This window comes from Bacillus sp. EKM202B (genome assembly GCF_011066025.1).
GTDB lineage: Bacteria > Bacillota > Bacilli > Bacillales > Bacillaceae_G > Bacillus_A > Bacillus_A toyonensis.
The window spans coordinates 13,040-28,916 of sequence record NZ_JAAMNK010000013.1 but is presented as its reverse complement, the minus strand read 5'-3'; the positions used below and the strand labels follow the sequence as shown (position 1 = coordinate 28,916).

Genomic DNA, 15,877 nt, shown 5'->3' with positions numbered 1-15,877 from the left:
ATTGACTTTAAATGAAACAAAACATATTATAAGTTCATAAGAACTTTTTATTATTTTGGAGGTGAAAAGATGGAAACATTTCATCTCACACGAAACGAAATGGCTACCCTTCTTCTATCACTAAGAGGATGGAATACGAAAAAGCCTCTCGGTATTTTACAAGAAGCTTGGGCAAAGTCACATAAAAAAGATATTGAAAGCGGACAAAGCGTTACAGCTTTTATTACTACCGCACTTTCACCTATTTTTGAAAAGCTGATTAAAATTGACGATACTGATGTCGGTTTTTCTTTAAATGAAATAGTTGCGCTTGGCAATCAGATTGAAAACACAAGTTTCTCTGTAACTGCTATGCAAAACTGGGTGAAACGAGATATAAAAGAAATGATTGGCTCTCCTCAAAAAGGGAAAAAATATTCAATTGAACAAGCAGCCTTACTATTTATTGTCGAAGATTTAAAAACAGCACTTGATTTTGAATCCATTCGTAAGCTATTACGCCTTATTGTAAATGACCCAGCCGATCGAAGTGATGATTTAATCAATCCTGTTCATTTATATGTAGCATACTCTTCTCTATTTGAAGAACTCAATCAAGGGAATTGCTTACAATTAAATGCAACAGATACCGTTCATACAATTGAAAATATCGTAAAAGAAAAAGCTGATAAAATCGCAAGAAAGTTCGATCAAATTAATAACGAACAACGCGAAGCAATTCGTAACGCTATTATTATTGCGACCCTTTCTGTACATACCGCATATGTACAAATGTTAGCGAAACGTTACGTAACAGCAACGTTATTTTTACAAAACTTAGATGTGAAACAGTAAAAAACAAGCATCCCCCTGTCCTACGTATATGACAGGGGGATGCTTGTTTTCAATCAATATAAACTACACAAATCATTTTACATTTAAGTTTCGTTCTACAATAGCTCTTGATTATGTAAAAATCATTACTAACCTAACATTCAACAATGTTCATTTCTTTCTATTAAATTCCTATCAGATTTTCTCGATAAACTTAATTACTTCATTTTTATAATTATATTTATCATTAATTTCTTGTAATAATTCAATATCATGCGTATGAGTTTTTCCTGTCTCTAGCAGCTCACGGTATAAATCAATATAAGGAAGATTTTTATTAGTGGCATTTTTATATTCCTTTTCTACATCGTAAAAAACCTTTTTAAACCTCACGTCAGTAATCCCTGCCTCATCAATTTCAAGAATTGCATACTGAGCACGTAAGTCAGAGTTTAGCTTATTCCACTTGTAAAAAGGTTGTCCAACTGTTCCTGGGTTAATAATTAATTGATCATTGCTACTATAGCGCAACAATTGATGGTGGGTATGAGCGTAAATCGCAATATCATAATCACAATCAAATAACCGATCAAACTGTTCTTGATTATTAGTGGGCCATAAATCCCCTCCGTAATTTTTATTTTGTAGATTATGACTAATACTTATTGATAAATCATTAACCTGTTTTGTTATATGTAATGGTAAATTTTTAATATGATTAATATAGTTTTTATCCAAGTTTTCACATTGATACTGAACTAATCTAGAAACATAAATATCGGTTGCGTTATCAATATCAATGTTTTTATTAAGAACGTCAAGAAAGCTATCTTCCCAGTTTCCTTGTACATAAGTATCAACGTTAACACTATCTAACATTTCAAATAAATCATTCGATCCAGGACCAGGCATAATTAAATCTCCTAAAAACCAATAATCAGTCACACCTTCTTTCAAAGAATCTTCGATAACTGCTTTTAAAGCAGTTGCATTTCCATGTACATCTGCCAGTACAGCAATTTTATGTTTCATGTATTTCATCCCCCTAAATTAACATTATATTCCGAATTAACTGCGTGTATTTTTCTATATTGTTTCTCCTTTCTTAACTCTGTGCATATCATACACTTTCACTTGATTCTCTATATACGATTTTTCTTTTTTAAATCCAGCTTTCTCATAACAACGAATGGCCCTCTTATTATCTTCCCTAACTTGTAATACAACAGCTTCTATATCAGGATCTAAAAATGATTTACTAATAAAATACTTTGTAATCTCTGTTCCAAGCCCTTTTGAATATAAATTCGAAACACCAATGAGGATAGAGTATTCCATCATGTACGCATCTTCATATTTCTTCTTTTTTAATCCGACTCTCCCTATTACTTCATCTTCTACTACTATTACATGATAGCTCGCATAAGACCGCGACAATTTTTCAGTCCAATACTGCCGAAGCTCTTCAATTGTATATCGCTTAAATGATTTCACATCTGCTATATTTTGTAATTCCTCATTGTTATACCATTCTAATATAATTGATAAATCATCTATTTGTAATAAACGTTCATGCCAATCCATATTTTCACCTCATCTACATTTCAAATTACTACACCTAATTAAAAAAAATACGCATATTCTTTTTTAGGCAATTTTACTATCTCTTGAATGAAATTCGATTTTTCTAAAATGTCATCTAGCTGCCCCTCACTATAAACATAAATACCACCTACGTATGAACTGTAAGCCTTTTTCTCAGTTATTACCACTGCGGTGCTATTTTCCTTTTTATAATCGCCCTCTATTCCTTTTTCAAATGACAAACTTTTAGTTGCTGAGAAGTAAAGATGGATTAATTCTGCTATTTCTATGTCATCTGATTTTGCAAAGCACTTTATTTCATTTATAATCATTTCATCTTGTAACGGAAGAAAGTCCTCTATCTCTATCTGCTTTCTTTTATAAAAGAAATTTTGTATCTCAGGAGTATGGAACGAAAGATTTTTCTCCTTTATCTTTTGAAAAATGGATTGCAACAATAAGTCTTTCCCTACTACAAACGGATGGCCAAAGCCATTATTGTAAAGCCCTTTTTTCATTTTCATTAGTTGTTCAATGTACGGGATTCCTTGTTCTGCAATAACCAGTTTACCGTTAATAAAACGCATATTAGCAATCAATCCTTCTATTCGCAAGCACTCGAATTCAAGCGAGGAATAATATAAATCTCTATTCCAAAAATCTAATTGATCCATTCCTAATGAATTAAATAATAGTTCATCTATAATTGGAAAAACTCCATCTTCTGTTAAAGCTTTCATTACATCATCTAATAATCCAGGAGTTTGGTTTAAAATCGCGCGTATTTTTTCATCCTCCTGAATGATTCGTATCGTCCACTCACCATGATCTTCACCTGATATTTGCTGAAAACAATGTGAATACGGACCATGTCCAACATCATGTAGAAGAGCTACAGTAGATACTAGCTTTCGTTCATATTTCGATAAATGTATATCACCAATCTCAGTAAGGTGTTCGATCACTTTATTTACTAGTACATATACACCTATCGAATGTTCTTCCCTCGTATGTATTGCGTTCTCATGTAAAAAATAAGTATGTCCTTGTTGTTTAATATAGGCCAACCTTTGAAATGCTTTTGTATCTATCAATTGAAGGATATCTATATCATGAATAGAGATTGGGCCATAAATTGGATCTGCAACATGCATACATTCTCCTCCTATTTTGTAAATTAAAACCTATATTATTATACTTAATTTTCAGTCTATTTTCATTAATATATGAGAAATTTTTAATGAACTTTTCATTATTTCCGCATGAAAATTTGGCTTATATCCTTTACTATAATACTTATACGAGACATAAAAGAATTGAAATAGCAATCCCCTATATAAATAAGGTATAATCTACACATAGTGAACCTTTTATATCATTAAGTAAAAGGGCGTATATTCAAAAATCCATACATTAGAAGGTGCAACAATGTTAAGTAGTTTTATTCACTCAGTATTAACGTTTTTTGAAGGATTAGGTTATTGGGGCATTATGCTTGGACTTATGATCGAGATTATTCCAAGCGAAATTGTTCTCGCTTATGCAGGATACTTAGTATTCAATGGTAGCATCTCATTTATAGGCGCAGTTGTATTTAGTACTATTGGCGGCGTTATTGCTCAAATCTTTATTTATTGGATTGGACGATACGGTGGACGCCCTATATTAGAACGTTACGGAAAATATATTTTCATTCATAAAAAACAAATCGATGCTGCCGAAGATTGGTTTAATCGTTACGGAACTGGCGTAATTTTCACAGCTCGCTTCATTCCGGTAGTGCGTCATGCGATTTCAATCCCTGCTGGTATTACAAAAATGCCATTACTACGTTTCACTACGTTAACGGCACTTGCAATCATCCCTTGGTCTATTATTTTTATTTATTTAGGTAAAAAACTAGGTGAAAACTGGGAGAATATTAATGATATTGCTGGACCGTATGTGAAATCATTCGCTATCGGTGGCGTCGTACTTATTCTTTTATATTTCGTAATAAAAAAGTGGACAAAAAAACGTAAAAAACTTGCTTAAGATAATAAAAAAACCGCTAAAAATTCATTCAGAATTATAGCGGTTTTTATTATAGGCTCGACTATGTATTAAAAATTGTATTATTTCCTCTTTATGCTTCAAGTCATGCTGAATGAGTAATGAAAAGTAATTAATTAATCTTACTTTTTTTGTATCAAATTAGTAGTCATTATAAAAATATCGGGTGGGAATCCGCTCAATTTGCTCCACTAATTGTTTATGAGTAACACTAAATTGATCTAATTGTTCTTCTTTTGAAATACATGATCTCGCATATCTTTTTGCACCCTTATTCATTTGCTCTACATCTATCGAAACATTAGGTACAGATTGAGTACTTAGAAAATAAGAAATTCGATATTTCATTACAAACTCGTCTCGAACGATAAAATATGAAATCACATCCCTCTTTCAATGCTTAACATCATTCTATTAAACTTAACTTTTCATCCATAATATTTTCTTTCTTCATTTTTCATTCCTTTCCGCCATTTATAACCCACTCCTAATAACACCTTCTAGAAATTGTATGAAAAGCCCCCATATTTACATGGATAAGCAACAATTTAGGCATTCCTTTCGTATATTATCCCAAAAAGGAGTGACTCCCCCAATGCACTGGCAACAAAAAATACCATACTTAATTGGACGCCCTATCGGCATTTCCTTCATGAATGGGCAAGGAACTACTGGGGTATTATGTTCAGCACATGATGGCCAATTATATGTGTATGAATACCTTTACCAATCTCAGTTCGCGATGAAACATTATGATTTCAGACAAATTCAAGATATACACGCATTTCCGAATTGCCCACATCAAAATCCTCTTTATTAAGAAACAGGAACAGCTCATAGCCGTTCCTGTTTCTTAGTTGTTATTTCTCAGAATAAAACTTCTGCACAGCTTCATCAAAATAGATCCAGCCTTTCCAGCCTAGATGAATCGTATCTTTTAAGAAATACTTATCATATTCATGGCTAGAGAAATCGACTACTGGATACCCTGCTTTCTCAACTTGCTCTCTAACCTTTGTATAATACACTTCACGGCGTTCTTTCGGGAAACCAGCGTAATCATACCAAGGTCCATTTACAGGTACAGAGATAAAGAGTGGCTTAACATTTTTTTCTTTGAAAAGATCTAAAACAATTTGTAAGTCATCATATTCTGGTGATTCATCATACGATTCATTTGCTCTAAAATTTTTTAGGCCTTTTAATTTTTTCTTTAAATTATGTTTATAGTAATACGGGTTTTCAATTCCAAATGTATTTGTAGTAGACTCCGCTTGCCCTTCTTGTTCCGCATGTTTACGTGCATTCTCCCAAGAAATTGAACGTAGTCCCATATTTGTTTTCTCTTTCATCGGTTCAATCTTAAATAAAGAATTAAATAAATCTCTATGATCTAAAATGTTTCGGTACATATAAGCAAGTGGTTTGGCTAGACCTGCTTTTATGTTATGTTTCGTATCATTATAAACAATACCTTCTAATGAATTTTTTAATATATCATCTTTTTGCACAACTTTATAATCTAATAGTCGTTTCGCGATCTGCTTCTTCATTTCAGGTTTAATGTCATCATTAAAAATAAAATGATATGCTTGTTGTTTGGAGAAATTATTAGTAAAATCTCCTTGTGATACACCCGTTTTTGTAAACCATTGTGGCGAAAGAACAAAGACGACTTTTTTACCTTCCAAATCATCCATTGTAGACGTCATATTTAAAATATGAGCTAAACTTTGCGTACCGCCAGTTCCAATTAAAAATGGTGTAAAACCTGCTGGATTTACTTTGAAATAGTTAGATGGATGGTATGCATCCATTCGTAAAAATTCAGATGAACCGTACATCGGTAAATACTGCGAATTCTCTAACATTTTCTGTTGTAAGAAAACACTTTGTAGTTTTTCTTTTTGTAAGGACGTTGCCGCATCTTCTATCTTTTTATCACTAATTAGCGATACTAAACTTTTAGACGGAATAAGCAATACAATGAAAAAAAGTACACAGGCTAAAATAATTGGTCCGAAAGCATGCTTCATCTTCATTAAATATTCCTCATTCCATTACTATTAAATTGTAACCCTTGTTTTTGACACGTCATCTTTTCTCTCCTTTTTCTCTATACATGTTCCATTCTATTTATCTATTATATACATGTATGTATTTCCTTCCTTGTTCTATTAAGTCCTATACAAATAGCGCAAGCAAATGTTTCCATAGAAACACGTTAATTATACAAGATTCTACATAAATTTCACACTGGAATTTTAGTAATAATTTTATTTTTAAACGTCGAAAAAACAAATGAAATGTCTATAATTCATCCGATTATGTATTACATAAGAAAAAAACAGACCACCACATACGTGAAGTCTGTTTCTTCATCACTTTATTTTTGTACCTCTGCCCATTTTAAGCTTGTAGCTGGACCGAATTGATGCACATATAAGTCTTTCACATATGGTTTTTGTAAGTAAGATAGACCGCGCTGGAATACCGGTGCAATTACTGCATCATCCAGAAGCATTTTTTCAGTATCTTGCAGTGCTTTCCAACGTGCTTTTTCATCGTTACCTAATTCAGTTTTTATCTTCTTAATTAACGCATCATATTCTGGATTTGCATACCCTGTATTATTTACAGTACTTCCTGAAAGGAATACTTCTAAGTAAGTCATCGGATCTGGATAATCAGGTAACCAGCGCGACAACGACATTTCATATTCTTTTTTCTTCTCTAACGCTAGTTTTTGCGTATGTGGTTGTAATTTCACATTTACTTTTAAGCCAGATAAGTTTTTCTCAAGCTGTTCTTTAATATATTCGCCTACTTTTTTAAAGTTTTCTAAGTCATAGTTTAATAACTCAAGCGTTACTGCATTCGTTCCTGTTTCTTGCTTTGCCTTTTCCCAATATTCTTTTGCCAGTTTTACGTCTGTCTTATTAAATTCGCCCGCTGTACTTCTAAAGTCTTTCTTATCTGGCCCTTTTAAAAACCCTTTTGGTACATAGTAGTTTGCAGCAACAGAACCATCATTTAAAAATGAAGTCGCAAGGCCCTTCTTATCAAACACTGTACTTAGTGCCAGACGCGCATTTTTATTTTTAAGAATCGGTACATTTTCATTGAAACGGAAGAAATACATGACTGGATCTGTATATTGTTTCAGTTCCTTATTCGTTTTATATTTATCTACAAATTCTGTAGAAATGACCGCTCTATCAACCTTATCTGTTTCATATAAATTTACCGCAGTTGAAATTTCTTTAACAATTTGATAGTTTACTTCATCTAACTTCACTTCTTGTTTATCCCAATACTTATCATTTTTCTTTATTGTAAAGCTAGCTTCATGTTTCCATTCTGATAATGTAAACGGTCCATTATATACCGTTTTATTTGCTTCTAATCCGTATTTATCACCTTGCTCTTTCGCATATTTTTCATTAATCGGATAGAAAGATGGCAAAATGAGTAGTTTCGTAAAATACGGTACAGGATGTTCCAGCTCTACGACAAATGTTTTATCATCCTTTGCTTTTACTCCTAATTCATCTAATCCTAGTTGTTTCTTATTTATTTTCTCCGCATTTTTCACATCATACGCAATATATGCATATTGAGAAGCTGTATCTGGATTAATAAGCTGCTTCCAAGCATATACGTAATCGTGAGCCGTTACTGGATCTCCGTTAGACCATTTCGCATCACGTAAATGAAATGTATAAGTCTTTCCATCCTTACTAACCTCATATTTTTGCGCTCCGGCTTCAATTACTTCATCATTTTTCGATAATCGGAATAGCCCTTCCATTACGTTATTCAAAACGTTAAATGATATCGCATCTGTTACTTTCCCTGAATTTAATGATGGAATTTCACCCGTTTCTAGTAGCTGCAATACTTTTTTCTCATCTTTCGGCTTTGTAACTGTTTTTTCTTTTGCGCAACCAACTAAAAATGAAGAAACTAATAGAGTACTAACTAACGAGTAGCGAACTACCTTTTTCATTTCCAAACCCCCTCTATTTTTTACGGTAAGTAACGGCGAGCACCAGCGTATTCTTCTATATATCCTGGTGTATTTAACGGGATTATTTCAACTGATCTTTCAGCTCTTGGTGAGTGAATCATATTACCATCACCAATATACATCCCAACGTGATGGACACTACCTTTCCCTTGATCATGCGCAAAGAAGATTAAGTCCCCTTTTTGTAAGTTTTCTTTATCAACGGCAACCCCCGCTCTTGATTGCGGTCCAGAATCGCGCGGTATTGTAATACCGTGCGATTTATAAATCGTATGTGTGAATCCAGAGCAATCAAATCCAAACCCACTTGTACCAGCCCATATATATGGTAAACCTAAAAACATTTTCCCTGTGTTGATTAAATCATCGGCTGTCGGTGTTGGAATATCCTCTTGAGAACGGTAAACCGCTCCATCATTTTTTCGTAGCCATGCTTTCTGTCCATTTGGCAACAATACGCGGTATGAAATGCTATCTTCACTTAGTAGCGGCAGTCGCGTATTATAGCTAACTTCAAGTGCTTTTTGTTTTTCAGAAGGATTTATATATAAAATTGCGGTCGGTTTCGTTACTAATACGAACGGTTCGTTTGTTTTATCTGCAAACTCTTGATTATACGTTAATTGTTTTTCCGGCATCCATCCCGGATAACCTTCTTCATTTCGCGGTGTCGGTTGTCCGTGTACTAACACTTTTACCCAGTCACCTTTCTTATCAACAACCGTTACTTCTTGACCGAGTAGTGCTTGCGTTTCTAATTTATTTGCATTTGTTAACCATAGTTTTTCATCGAGCGTCATTGATTTCGTCCATTTCCATAAATCAACTGGATTTGTTGCACTCGGTGCATCAATTGGCCGTAACGAATCAGGTGCAGTCCATAACGTTGCGGCAGATACATCTATAAACGCTTTGCTATCTTTCTTCTCTTCAGCATTTGCCGATGTAAACGATGAAAATATAAATAGAGTTGTTAATAATGCAGTTCCTACTTTTTTCATATATATCCTCCTTAAAAGGTAAGTTACTAGTCATTTCTTCTAAGATTACATATTCACTTTAGAATGAAGGTTTACCTTTGAGCCGGAGTAAGTCATTCCTTCCGGTTCTTCCATTAACCATAGCGGTGCATCAAGATCGAAATAATAAATATTTGGATGTGCAGCAGCTAAGTGTGCTACAGCACTAACGGAAAGTGAAGATTCCATCATGCTGCCAACCATACATTTCACACCTGCCGCTTCTGCAATATCTGCAATACGCCACGCTTCACGTATACCACCGCATTTCATTAATTTAATATTGATTAAGTCCGCATAGCTTCCTTGCACGAGTTTTAATGCGTCACTTGCTGAAAATATACTTTCATCAGCCATAATAGGCGTTTGTACATTTTCTTTTACGTACTTTAATCCATCCAAATCTTTCGCGTGAACTGGTTGTTCAATGAATTCTATATTTAAATTACGATTTTCCATCTCTTTAACAATAGAAACCGCTTCTTTTGGATTCCATCCTTGGTTTGCATCTAATCGTAACGTTGTATTTTTTGGTACGCTATTTCGAATCGCCTCAATACGCTCTAAATCTAAATGCACAGATTTACCAACTTTAATTTTTAAAGTTTGAAATCCTTTTTCTATATGTTGCTTTGCCTCTTTTGCCATAATAATAGGATCATCTACACTTACTGTAATATCTGTATAGATTTCTTTCTTACCGCCTAATAATGCGTAAAGTGGGACGTTTTGATATTGGCAATACACATCATATAAAGCGATATCAACCGCCGCTTTCGCACTTGTATTTCCTATACAACTCATTTGGATATGCTGTAATAACTGCTGAAATTGAATTATATCTTGACCAATTAAGCATGAACGCAGCGGCCCTAATATAGCTTCCTCAATCCCACTAGCGAAATCTCCCGTAATAACCGGTGTTGCGGCCGCAGCTCCTTTTCCAACAATTCCTTCATCTGTATGAATAAACACATCAATACTTTCAATTTCAGTTACGGTACGAAGTGCGGTTTTAAATGGAGTATGAAGCTTTACACAACGACGCTTCACCTTTATATCCGTAATTTTCATTTCGCTCATCCTTTCGTTGTCCAATAAAAAAATCCAGCCGCAAGAACTTCCTTACGGCTGGATTTTGTCTATGATTGAGTAGACAAAGCAGCAATCTGATTATATTTTTTTTCGCATCTTTTAGCGCTACTAATAATGCCTTTTGAGATGAACCGAAATAACGATCTTTTATTTCTGTTACTAGCGCTGGATCATTAATATTTTTATGTAGAAATAAATATTTAACGAATTGAGATGTTAATGCAATTGTCGCTGAGCAATCTGCATCTACAATTTCCCCTGTCTCCTTCACAAGTACAAAAGCTACAAAATAGCTTTTAAACTTTTCCGTAATGGGATTATTTTGAGGCGCTTTCGCATCCCCTACGACATAAATTGTATTTGAAGCATACACAGCTATCTTCCTTTCTTATACAAGGATAACGGGTTTCTTAATAGTCGTACGAGCGATAAACTCAACATTCATTAAAAAATGTATCCGCTTACGAATATTATATAAAATTATCAGAATTTTAACAACATTTATCTTTACACATATTTCATAATTATGGATAATTGAATTCCATTGATGTAATGGCTTCAACTGTACATCTTACATTATGTTAGAACTCCTTGTACCATGCAAAAATTTAGCTTTTTTGTTTTCGTACTTCATTTACAAATAAAAAACAGTTAGCCAACGCTAACTGTTTCATTACTTTGGTAATACGAAAATCGTTTCATTTGACTTAGAAAATTGGTACTCTTTTCTCGCAAACTTCAAAATTTCCTCTTCATTATCCGTTAAATTCTCAATGTTAGTCTTTAGAAACGATTGATCCTTCTTTAATGTAACTAATTGTTTCTTTTGATTTGTAATCGTATCTTTTTTATTCATTATTATCTCTTGCTGTTTCGTTAAAATATATTGAACATACAAAGTAGTCGCTGCAATAAAAAGAACCATTAAAATAAGTCGTCTTAACTTCTTTTTGTTTATAGTACGATTGTCACTAGGTTGTGATAGTTGCTCTGGTATATTAGGAACATTTACTCTTTTGAGTTTCCTCATTTCAAGTCCCCCCAACCCATATTTTTCACTACCATAGGCACGTTTTCTTACTAAACTAAATTCTATTCTTATAAAATAAGTTCCTTCACAAAAATATCTCACAAATTAACCAATTAAAGATAGCATTCGACGACATTTCCATATTTACATCGAGATTTTTTATGTATGCTGCAATAAAATAGTAGTTTATGTTATTCTTTTTCTACTATTGTAGAAGAGTTTTTTTACTTAGCACTTTATTTTATCTCCTCAACATAAGGATTCGCATATAAATCAATATCAAAATCAGCTTTAATACTGTTAGCAAAATCAATTACTGGATTATCTAAATGAACAGCTGGTGTATGGCCATCATTTATTTTAATTACAATAGTGAATCTACATTCTAATCCAAATTCTCTTTTTAGTTCATTAATAATGGCTGACTTATCTTTTAGTTTTAGAATTACTTGCTCCATTACATCTCCTACATCTAATGATTCCTGATATCCTGTACTTATTTGCCAAGATGTATAGTTTCTTGTTATGTTTTCAGTTTCGTTTGTTTTTCTAATTATGTCCCCTTTTTTATAACTTATAGTTGGGCTTACTTGCAATCTCTCAGAAACAACCTCTACTGGAAATTCATCTCCGGACAGATTGAAATAAACCATTACTTGCGTTTCATCCATTAATCTCACACCTTTATTAAAAATAAATTATTATTTAATTCAATCGTTCCATTTTACTACAGACTACAAGTTGAATTTTATGCCAACCTATAACTAATATTAATATGAATCATTCTACAATTACATCTTTTTATTAAGATATAACATTTTTATTTTTATAAAGTAAAACTTTAATCAATGTAGGTTATGTTCACCCCCACTGATTATCAGCCCTCACCAATCGGTCCAGCCCCACTCCCACCTAACTTCTTTGCCCCAGCCGAGTTTTGAGGTGGGAGTTTTACTTCCCGGCAAATAGCGTGATAAACTCTATTACTAACGGCGCATTACTTCTCCATTTAAAATTGTTTACATAATACTATTATTTTTATAATTTATTATCCCAATAAAAAAACAATCCATCTAACAAATGGATTGTTTTTATGTTTCATTTTTATAATTCTTTAAATAATTTAATCGTTTTTACCTTAACTGAATTTGATTTATAATAATGAAATAAAAATATATATTAAAAAACCGAGCACATTATGCATATCAAAAAATAGCTGCCTAATAAACATTTATCATTTGAAAGTTAAAATGTATTTTAACCTTTCATTTGAAAAAAATACGTATAAACCCTCTAAAATGAGCAGACTTATCATACTAATCTATAACAATTTTGCCTTCTCCCCTTACCTGTTTCCTTTAACACATATGATTTTAAAACAAGGGCAGTTAATGAATCCGTTAATGTTTTATATGATAAATTAGACAATGCCAATAGATCGTTTGTATATAACATTCTATGCTTCTCTAATAATAATAGTACTAATCGTTCTGACGGTTTTAATGTCTCATCACTTTCTAGTATAAAGTCTATATTTTTCATTTCTCTAATTATTGCTCCTTATATAAAAAAATACTTTAAATGATTATTTAATATAAAAATAATACATAACAAAATTTGAAGTATACTAAAATAACATCATTTTAAAACACTATTATACTATAACATAGAAAAAGCATTTCCCAAAATAGGAAATGCTTTTCTTAATTCACTTTCTTATATTGCTTATATGATTGTTCCAAACCTATATTATATTTCGTGTTTTTATCCGTCCAGTCTTCTCCTAAATTACCTGGCCATCCTGATGTATTAGCGACATATTTTAATAACTCCCAATCTTTTAATCCTTTTTTCACACCGCGCTCATATGATTTGACCATATTAGTGATTGCTATTTTTGCATTGATTTGTGAATCCATTAAACTTTCTTCAGATAAAGAGGCTGGTGCTAATCCGCCCCGATGCAATTGGAATAATCCAAATGATGTGCCCTTATCCCCTATCGCTTTTCGATTCAATTTTGTTTCATGGTCTGCGATAGATAGTGGAATCCAATCTGGAATATCATACCTCTTAGCAACTTCACCAATTATTTTCTTATTATTTTCAATCTCTTTATACTTCTCATATTTTGAATAAAGAGCATTCGTTACTGTTACTAACGTAAGTAATATGAATATATATTGCAACGCTTTTTTCATCATTTCATCTCCTGCTTTGTGTATACTTCACTTCCTACTCACACTATAAAGCCTTTATGTGACATTCATTTGACGAAATGATATGAATGATGCATAAGTTAATAATAAATTAAGTTTTTCTAAAATCACTTAAACAAATAAAAACGGTTAGCCACCCATTTTCTAAACATGAGTGGCTAACCGTTTTCGAGTGTCTTTTTAATAAACACGTTCTACCTTATATATTTCTTGCAATATGTGGTTTGCTGTAATGACTCGTTCCGCCGCCACCTACTACTACTTTACCGCCTTTTCCAAAGATTAATAATTTACTTGAACCATCTGCAAGAAGTACTATTACTTCCGCATGATCACTTGTAGCTACATAGATTACATAACCGCTTTTTGAAATACACGTTTCCCAATTCTCATCAAATTCTGATCTAACTACCCGATTAGAATACACTTGATGTTCAATTCTTCCTTGTTCTTCGTTTTCCAAATTTATTCTCCCCTTTTCCTTGAATAGTTATATATATTAAAATAGCAGTCCTGTTTAAAATAGTGACCGATTTTAACATAAATAGTATATGTAGGTAGTAGAAGAATGCTTGGACAATGAAAACGTATCAGCATTTAAAAATTTTACAATCGAAACTTCTCTTTAATCATTTCCGCTACTTCTTTTGGACTCAAGTAAGTATTATTAATTTTTATATACTCTTCTTTTTCAATTTCACCATGAAGAGAGTTTAATCTATGCTTTTTCATCGTTTCTTTTAAATTATTTTCAGACCATTCAATATCTCTTTTTTCGGTTTATGTTCTAATCTATGCGGGCTTTTATTCCGTTCTAATCTTTCATCTAATTCCGCTTCCAGCTCTACAAAATATACCGTCCCACCTTTTGATTCAAAAATACTTACTACATGATGTATATAATCCCAATCGGATTGGAGGTCAAATGCCCATACATAAGTAAAAATCATTCCAGATAAATCACTTTTAGATACTTCTTCAAATATTTCATTACGAAATAAACTTACTAGTCTTTTTGCTTCTTTCGTACTGTAATCAAAAATTGGACTTACTAAATCAATTGTCATATGGTTATGAAAAAGTTTTAAACCGGTTAATGTTGCTAATTCTTGCCCCACTGTCATTTTCCCAACTGCTTGTGGGCCAAATATTAATATGAATTTCATTTATTTCCCTCCTATCGCTCTCTATAAACAATTACATAAAATAGAAAATAAGGCAGTCGATTTCGTATCGATTGCCTTATTTTTATTAATAGTTTCTGTACTATTTTTTTCGCACAGCTTCAAACGTAACCATTTGATTTGCATTTGACGGCTCTTTTTCATATACATAGTCAGCAGAGCAAGTAATGTTAGAGAAACCAATACTTTCTAAAAGGAGTTTAAACTCTTCTATACCATACCACCGCATTGCAAAACGTTGTAGTTCTGTTTGCGTTAACTGTCCTTTACTCCACTTTTCATATTTTAAATATGATACAGTAATTTGGTTCAGCCAATCCATTTCAATTGATTTCTTTTCTAACGTAATTCCGTCTCCGCTTGGCAGAGAAAAAGTCGATGTGTGAATTTCACCTGTCTTCCAGTCATACGGAAGTATAAGATCTACAATTAAGCGCCCACCTGGATTAAGATGTTCATACAAACATTTCAAAGCATTTATAGAATCCTCACGATTTTCAATTAAACAAAAGGATCCAGTAGGAATGATAATCGCCTCATACTTATGTGGTAGTGAAAATCGATGTAAGCTTCCTTCATATAAATTAGGATGTAAGTCTCTCTCTTTACACCGCTTACGGCAAGAATCTAGCATTTCAGGCGAATAATCTATCCCATCAACGTTAAAACCAGCTTCAAGAAATGGAATAATGACACGTCCTGATCCTACAGCTGCTTCAAGAATTCTTCCTCTACAATTTTTTAAACGTTCTTCATAATACTCAATATCACCATTTAAAGAATAACCGACAGGCTTTGTGTAATCATAAAGTTCCGTACAAAGTGTACTATAAAAACTAAACATTTATTTT

17 protein-coding genes and 2 pseudogenes are annotated in these 15,877 nt (G+C 32.8%); 3 read left to right on the top strand and 16 right to left on the bottom strand.

Annotation, left to right across the window (positions count from 1 at the left end; all coding sequences use genetic code 11):
* Positions 1 to 69 precede the first annotated feature (69 nt).
* On the top strand, positions 70 to 834 hold the full coding sequence (locus G9F74_RS16525) for a DUF1836 domain-containing protein (RefSeq protein ID WP_016108579.1): 765 nt from the start codon (positions 70 to 72) through the stop codon (positions 832 to 834).
* Positions 835 to 1,008: 174 nt separating this feature from the next.
* Here the strand turns inward: G9F74_RS16525 and G9F74_RS16520 are convergent, their stop codons facing one another.
* Genes G9F74_RS16520 through G9F74_RS16510 form a run of 3 tightly spaced genes read right to left on the bottom strand, consistent with a single transcriptional unit; the run spans position 1,009 to position 3,551 of the window.
* Entirely contained in the window at positions 1,009 to 1,845 is an 837-nt protein-coding gene (locus G9F74_RS16520; RefSeq protein ID WP_000680864.1) for a metallophosphoesterase family protein, read from the bottom strand.
* A gap of 54 nt (positions 1,846 to 1,899) precedes the next feature.
* Positions 1,900 to 2,397, bottom strand: a complete 498-nt coding sequence (locus tag G9F74_RS16515; protein WP_000383784.1) for a GNAT family N-acetyltransferase — start codon at positions 2,395 to 2,397, stop codon at positions 1,900 to 1,902.
* A 38-nt stretch (positions 2,398 to 2,435) separates the two neighbouring features.
* On the bottom strand, positions 2,436 to 3,551 hold the full coding sequence (locus G9F74_RS16510) for an HD domain-containing protein (RefSeq protein WP_000557836.1): 1,116 nt from the start codon (positions 3,549 to 3,551) through the stop codon (positions 2,436 to 2,438).
* 274 nt (positions 3,552 to 3,825) lie between these two features.
* On the opposite strand from G9F74_RS16510, the gene uptA reads away from it, so the two are divergent.
* The gene (uptA, locus tag G9F74_RS16505) at positions 3,826 to 4,431 is read left to right on the top strand and encodes an undecaprenyl phosphate transporter UptA (protein WP_016108580.1); all 606 of its coding nucleotides are present in this window, start codon (positions 3,826 to 3,828) and stop codon (positions 4,429 to 4,431) included.
* 159 nt (positions 4,432 to 4,590) lie between these two features.
* Here the strand turns inward: uptA and G9F74_RS16500 are convergent, their stop codons facing one another.
* Positions 4,591 to 4,797, bottom strand: coding sequence for a hypothetical protein (locus G9F74_RS16500; protein WP_002093687.1), 207 nt, complete (start codon positions 4,795 to 4,797; stop codon positions 4,591 to 4,593).
* A gap of 247 nt (positions 4,798 to 5,044) precedes the next feature.
* On the opposite strand from G9F74_RS16500, the gene G9F74_RS16495 reads away from it, so the two are divergent.
* Entirely contained in the window at positions 5,045 to 5,269 is a 225-nt protein-coding gene (locus G9F74_RS16495; protein WP_000558696.1) for a hypothetical protein, read from the top strand.
* Between the two features lie 40 nt (positions 5,270 to 5,309).
* On the opposite strand, the gene dltD is transcribed toward G9F74_RS16495, so the two are convergent.
* The 12 genes and pseudogenes from dltD to G9F74_RS16435 all read right to left on the bottom strand — a co-directional run bounded on the left by dltD (position 5,310) and on the right by G9F74_RS16435 (position 15,870).
* The gene (dltD, locus tag G9F74_RS16490) at positions 5,310 to 6,491 is read right to left on the bottom strand and encodes a D-alanyl-lipoteichoic acid biosynthesis protein DltD (protein ID WP_000782332.1); all 1,182 of its coding nucleotides are present in this window, start codon (positions 6,489 to 6,491) and stop codon (positions 5,310 to 5,312) included.
* A gap of 344 nt (positions 6,492 to 6,835) precedes the next feature.
* Entirely contained in the window at positions 6,836 to 8,458 is a 1,623-nt protein-coding gene (locus tag G9F74_RS16485) for a peptide ABC transporter substrate-binding protein (RefSeq protein ID WP_000758272.1), read from the bottom strand.
* A 20-nt stretch (positions 8,459 to 8,478) separates the two neighbouring features.
* Entirely contained in the window at positions 8,479 to 9,480 is a 1,002-nt protein-coding gene (locus G9F74_RS16480; protein WP_000755463.1) for a C40 family peptidase, read from the bottom strand.
* A gap of 45 nt (positions 9,481 to 9,525) precedes the next feature.
* On the bottom strand, positions 9,526 to 10,572 hold the full coding sequence (locus G9F74_RS16475) for a dipeptide epimerase (protein WP_000704542.1): 1,047 nt from the start codon (positions 10,570 to 10,572) through the stop codon (positions 9,526 to 9,528).
* 68 nt (positions 10,573 to 10,640) lie between these two features.
* A pseudogene (locus G9F74_RS16470) lies at positions 10,641 to 10,966 on the bottom strand (DUF3870 domain-containing protein).
* A 300-nt stretch (positions 10,967 to 11,266) separates the two neighbouring features.
* A complete protein-coding gene (locus G9F74_RS16465) occupies positions 11,267 to 11,623 on the bottom strand; it encodes an FtsB family cell division protein (protein ID WP_001228732.1) in 357 nt (118 codons plus the stop codon).
* Between the two features lie 236 nt (positions 11,624 to 11,859).
* Positions 11,860 to 12,294 (bottom strand): DUF4279 domain-containing protein, encoded by a 435-nt coding sequence (locus G9F74_RS16460; protein ID WP_000344618.1) that lies wholly within the window; start codon positions 12,292 to 12,294, stop codon positions 11,860 to 11,862.
* Positions 12,295 to 12,934: 640 nt separating this feature from the next.
* Complete coding sequence (locus G9F74_RS16455) at positions 12,935 to 13,165, bottom strand: hypothetical protein (RefSeq protein WP_000789036.1); 231 nt, start codon at positions 13,163 to 13,165, stop codon at positions 12,935 to 12,937.
* A 161-nt stretch (positions 13,166 to 13,326) separates the two neighbouring features.
* A complete protein-coding gene (locus G9F74_RS16450) occupies positions 13,327 to 13,827 on the bottom strand; it encodes a hypothetical protein (protein WP_002038830.1) in 501 nt (166 codons plus the stop codon).
* A gap of 214 nt (positions 13,828 to 14,041) precedes the next feature.
* The gene (locus G9F74_RS16445; protein WP_016108582.1) at positions 14,042 to 14,305 is read right to left on the bottom strand and encodes a hypothetical protein; all 264 of its coding nucleotides are present in this window, start codon (positions 14,303 to 14,305) and stop codon (positions 14,042 to 14,044) included.
* Between the two features lie 143 nt (positions 14,306 to 14,448).
* Positions 14,449 to 15,008, bottom strand: a pseudogene (locus G9F74_RS16440) (AAA family ATPase).
* Between the two features lie 100 nt (positions 15,009 to 15,108).
* A complete protein-coding gene (locus tag G9F74_RS16435) occupies positions 15,109 to 15,870 on the bottom strand; it encodes a class I SAM-dependent methyltransferase (RefSeq protein WP_000490894.1) in 762 nt (253 codons plus the stop codon).
* Positions 15,871 to 15,877: the final 7 nt, after the last annotated feature.

What these genes read in the sequence shown, in the direction of transcription:
- G9F74_RS16435 (WP_000490894.1), bottom strand. Translation starts at nt 15,870, where the DNA reads ATGTTTAGTTTTTATAGTACACTTTGTACGGAACTTTATGATTACACA.
- G9F74_RS16495 (WP_000558696.1), top strand. Translation starts at nt 5,045, where the DNA reads ATGCACTGGCAACAAAAAATACCATACTTAATTGGACGCCCTATCGGC.
- G9F74_RS16465 (WP_001228732.1), bottom strand. Translation starts at nt 11,623, where the DNA reads ATGAGGAAACTCAAAAGAGTAAATGTTCCTAATATACCAGAGCAACTA.
- G9F74_RS16510 (WP_000557836.1), bottom strand. Translation starts at nt 3,551, where the DNA reads ATGCATGTTGCAGATCCAATTTATGGCCCAATCTCTATTCATGATATA.
- G9F74_RS16515 (WP_000383784.1), bottom strand. Translation starts at nt 2,397, where the DNA reads ATGGATTGGCATGAACGTTTATTACAAATAGATGATTTATCAATTATA.
- G9F74_RS16450 (WP_002038830.1), bottom strand. Translation starts at nt 13,827, where the DNA reads ATGATGAAAAAAGCGTTGCAATATATATTCATATTACTTACGTTAGTA.
- G9F74_RS16520 (WP_000680864.1), bottom strand. Translation starts at nt 1,845, where the DNA reads ATGAAACATAAAATTGCTGTACTGGCAGATGTACATGGAAATGCAACT.
- G9F74_RS16485 (WP_000758272.1), bottom strand. Translation starts at nt 8,458, where the DNA reads ATGAAAAAGGTAGTTCGCTACTCGTTAGTTAGTACTCTATTAGTTTCT.
- G9F74_RS16475 (WP_000704542.1), bottom strand. Translation starts at nt 10,572, where the DNA reads ATGAAAATTACGGATATAAAGGTGAAGCGTCGTTGTGTAAAGCTTCAT.
- G9F74_RS16480 (WP_000755463.1), bottom strand. Translation starts at nt 9,480, where the DNA reads ATGAAAAAAGTAGGAACTGCATTATTAACAACTCTATTTATATTTTCA.
- G9F74_RS16500 (WP_002093687.1), bottom strand. Translation starts at nt 4,797, where the DNA reads ATGAAATATCGAATTTCTTATTTTCTAAGTACTCAATCTGTACCTAAT.
- G9F74_RS16455 (WP_000789036.1), bottom strand. Translation starts at nt 13,165, where the DNA reads ATGAAAAATATAGACTTTATACTAGAAAGTGATGAGACATTAAAACCG.
- dltD (WP_000782332.1), bottom strand. Translation starts at nt 6,491, where the DNA reads ATGAAGATGAAGCATGCTTTCGGACCAATTATTTTAGCCTGTGTACTT.
- G9F74_RS16460 (WP_000344618.1), bottom strand. Translation starts at nt 12,294, where the DNA reads ATGGATGAAACGCAAGTAATGGTTTATTTCAATCTGTCCGGAGATGAA.
- uptA (WP_016108580.1), top strand. Translation starts at nt 3,826, where the DNA reads ATGTTAAGTAGTTTTATTCACTCAGTATTAACGTTTTTTGAAGGATTA.
- G9F74_RS16525 (WP_016108579.1), top strand. Translation starts at nt 70, where the DNA reads ATGGAAACATTTCATCTCACACGAAACGAAATGGCTACCCTTCTTCTA.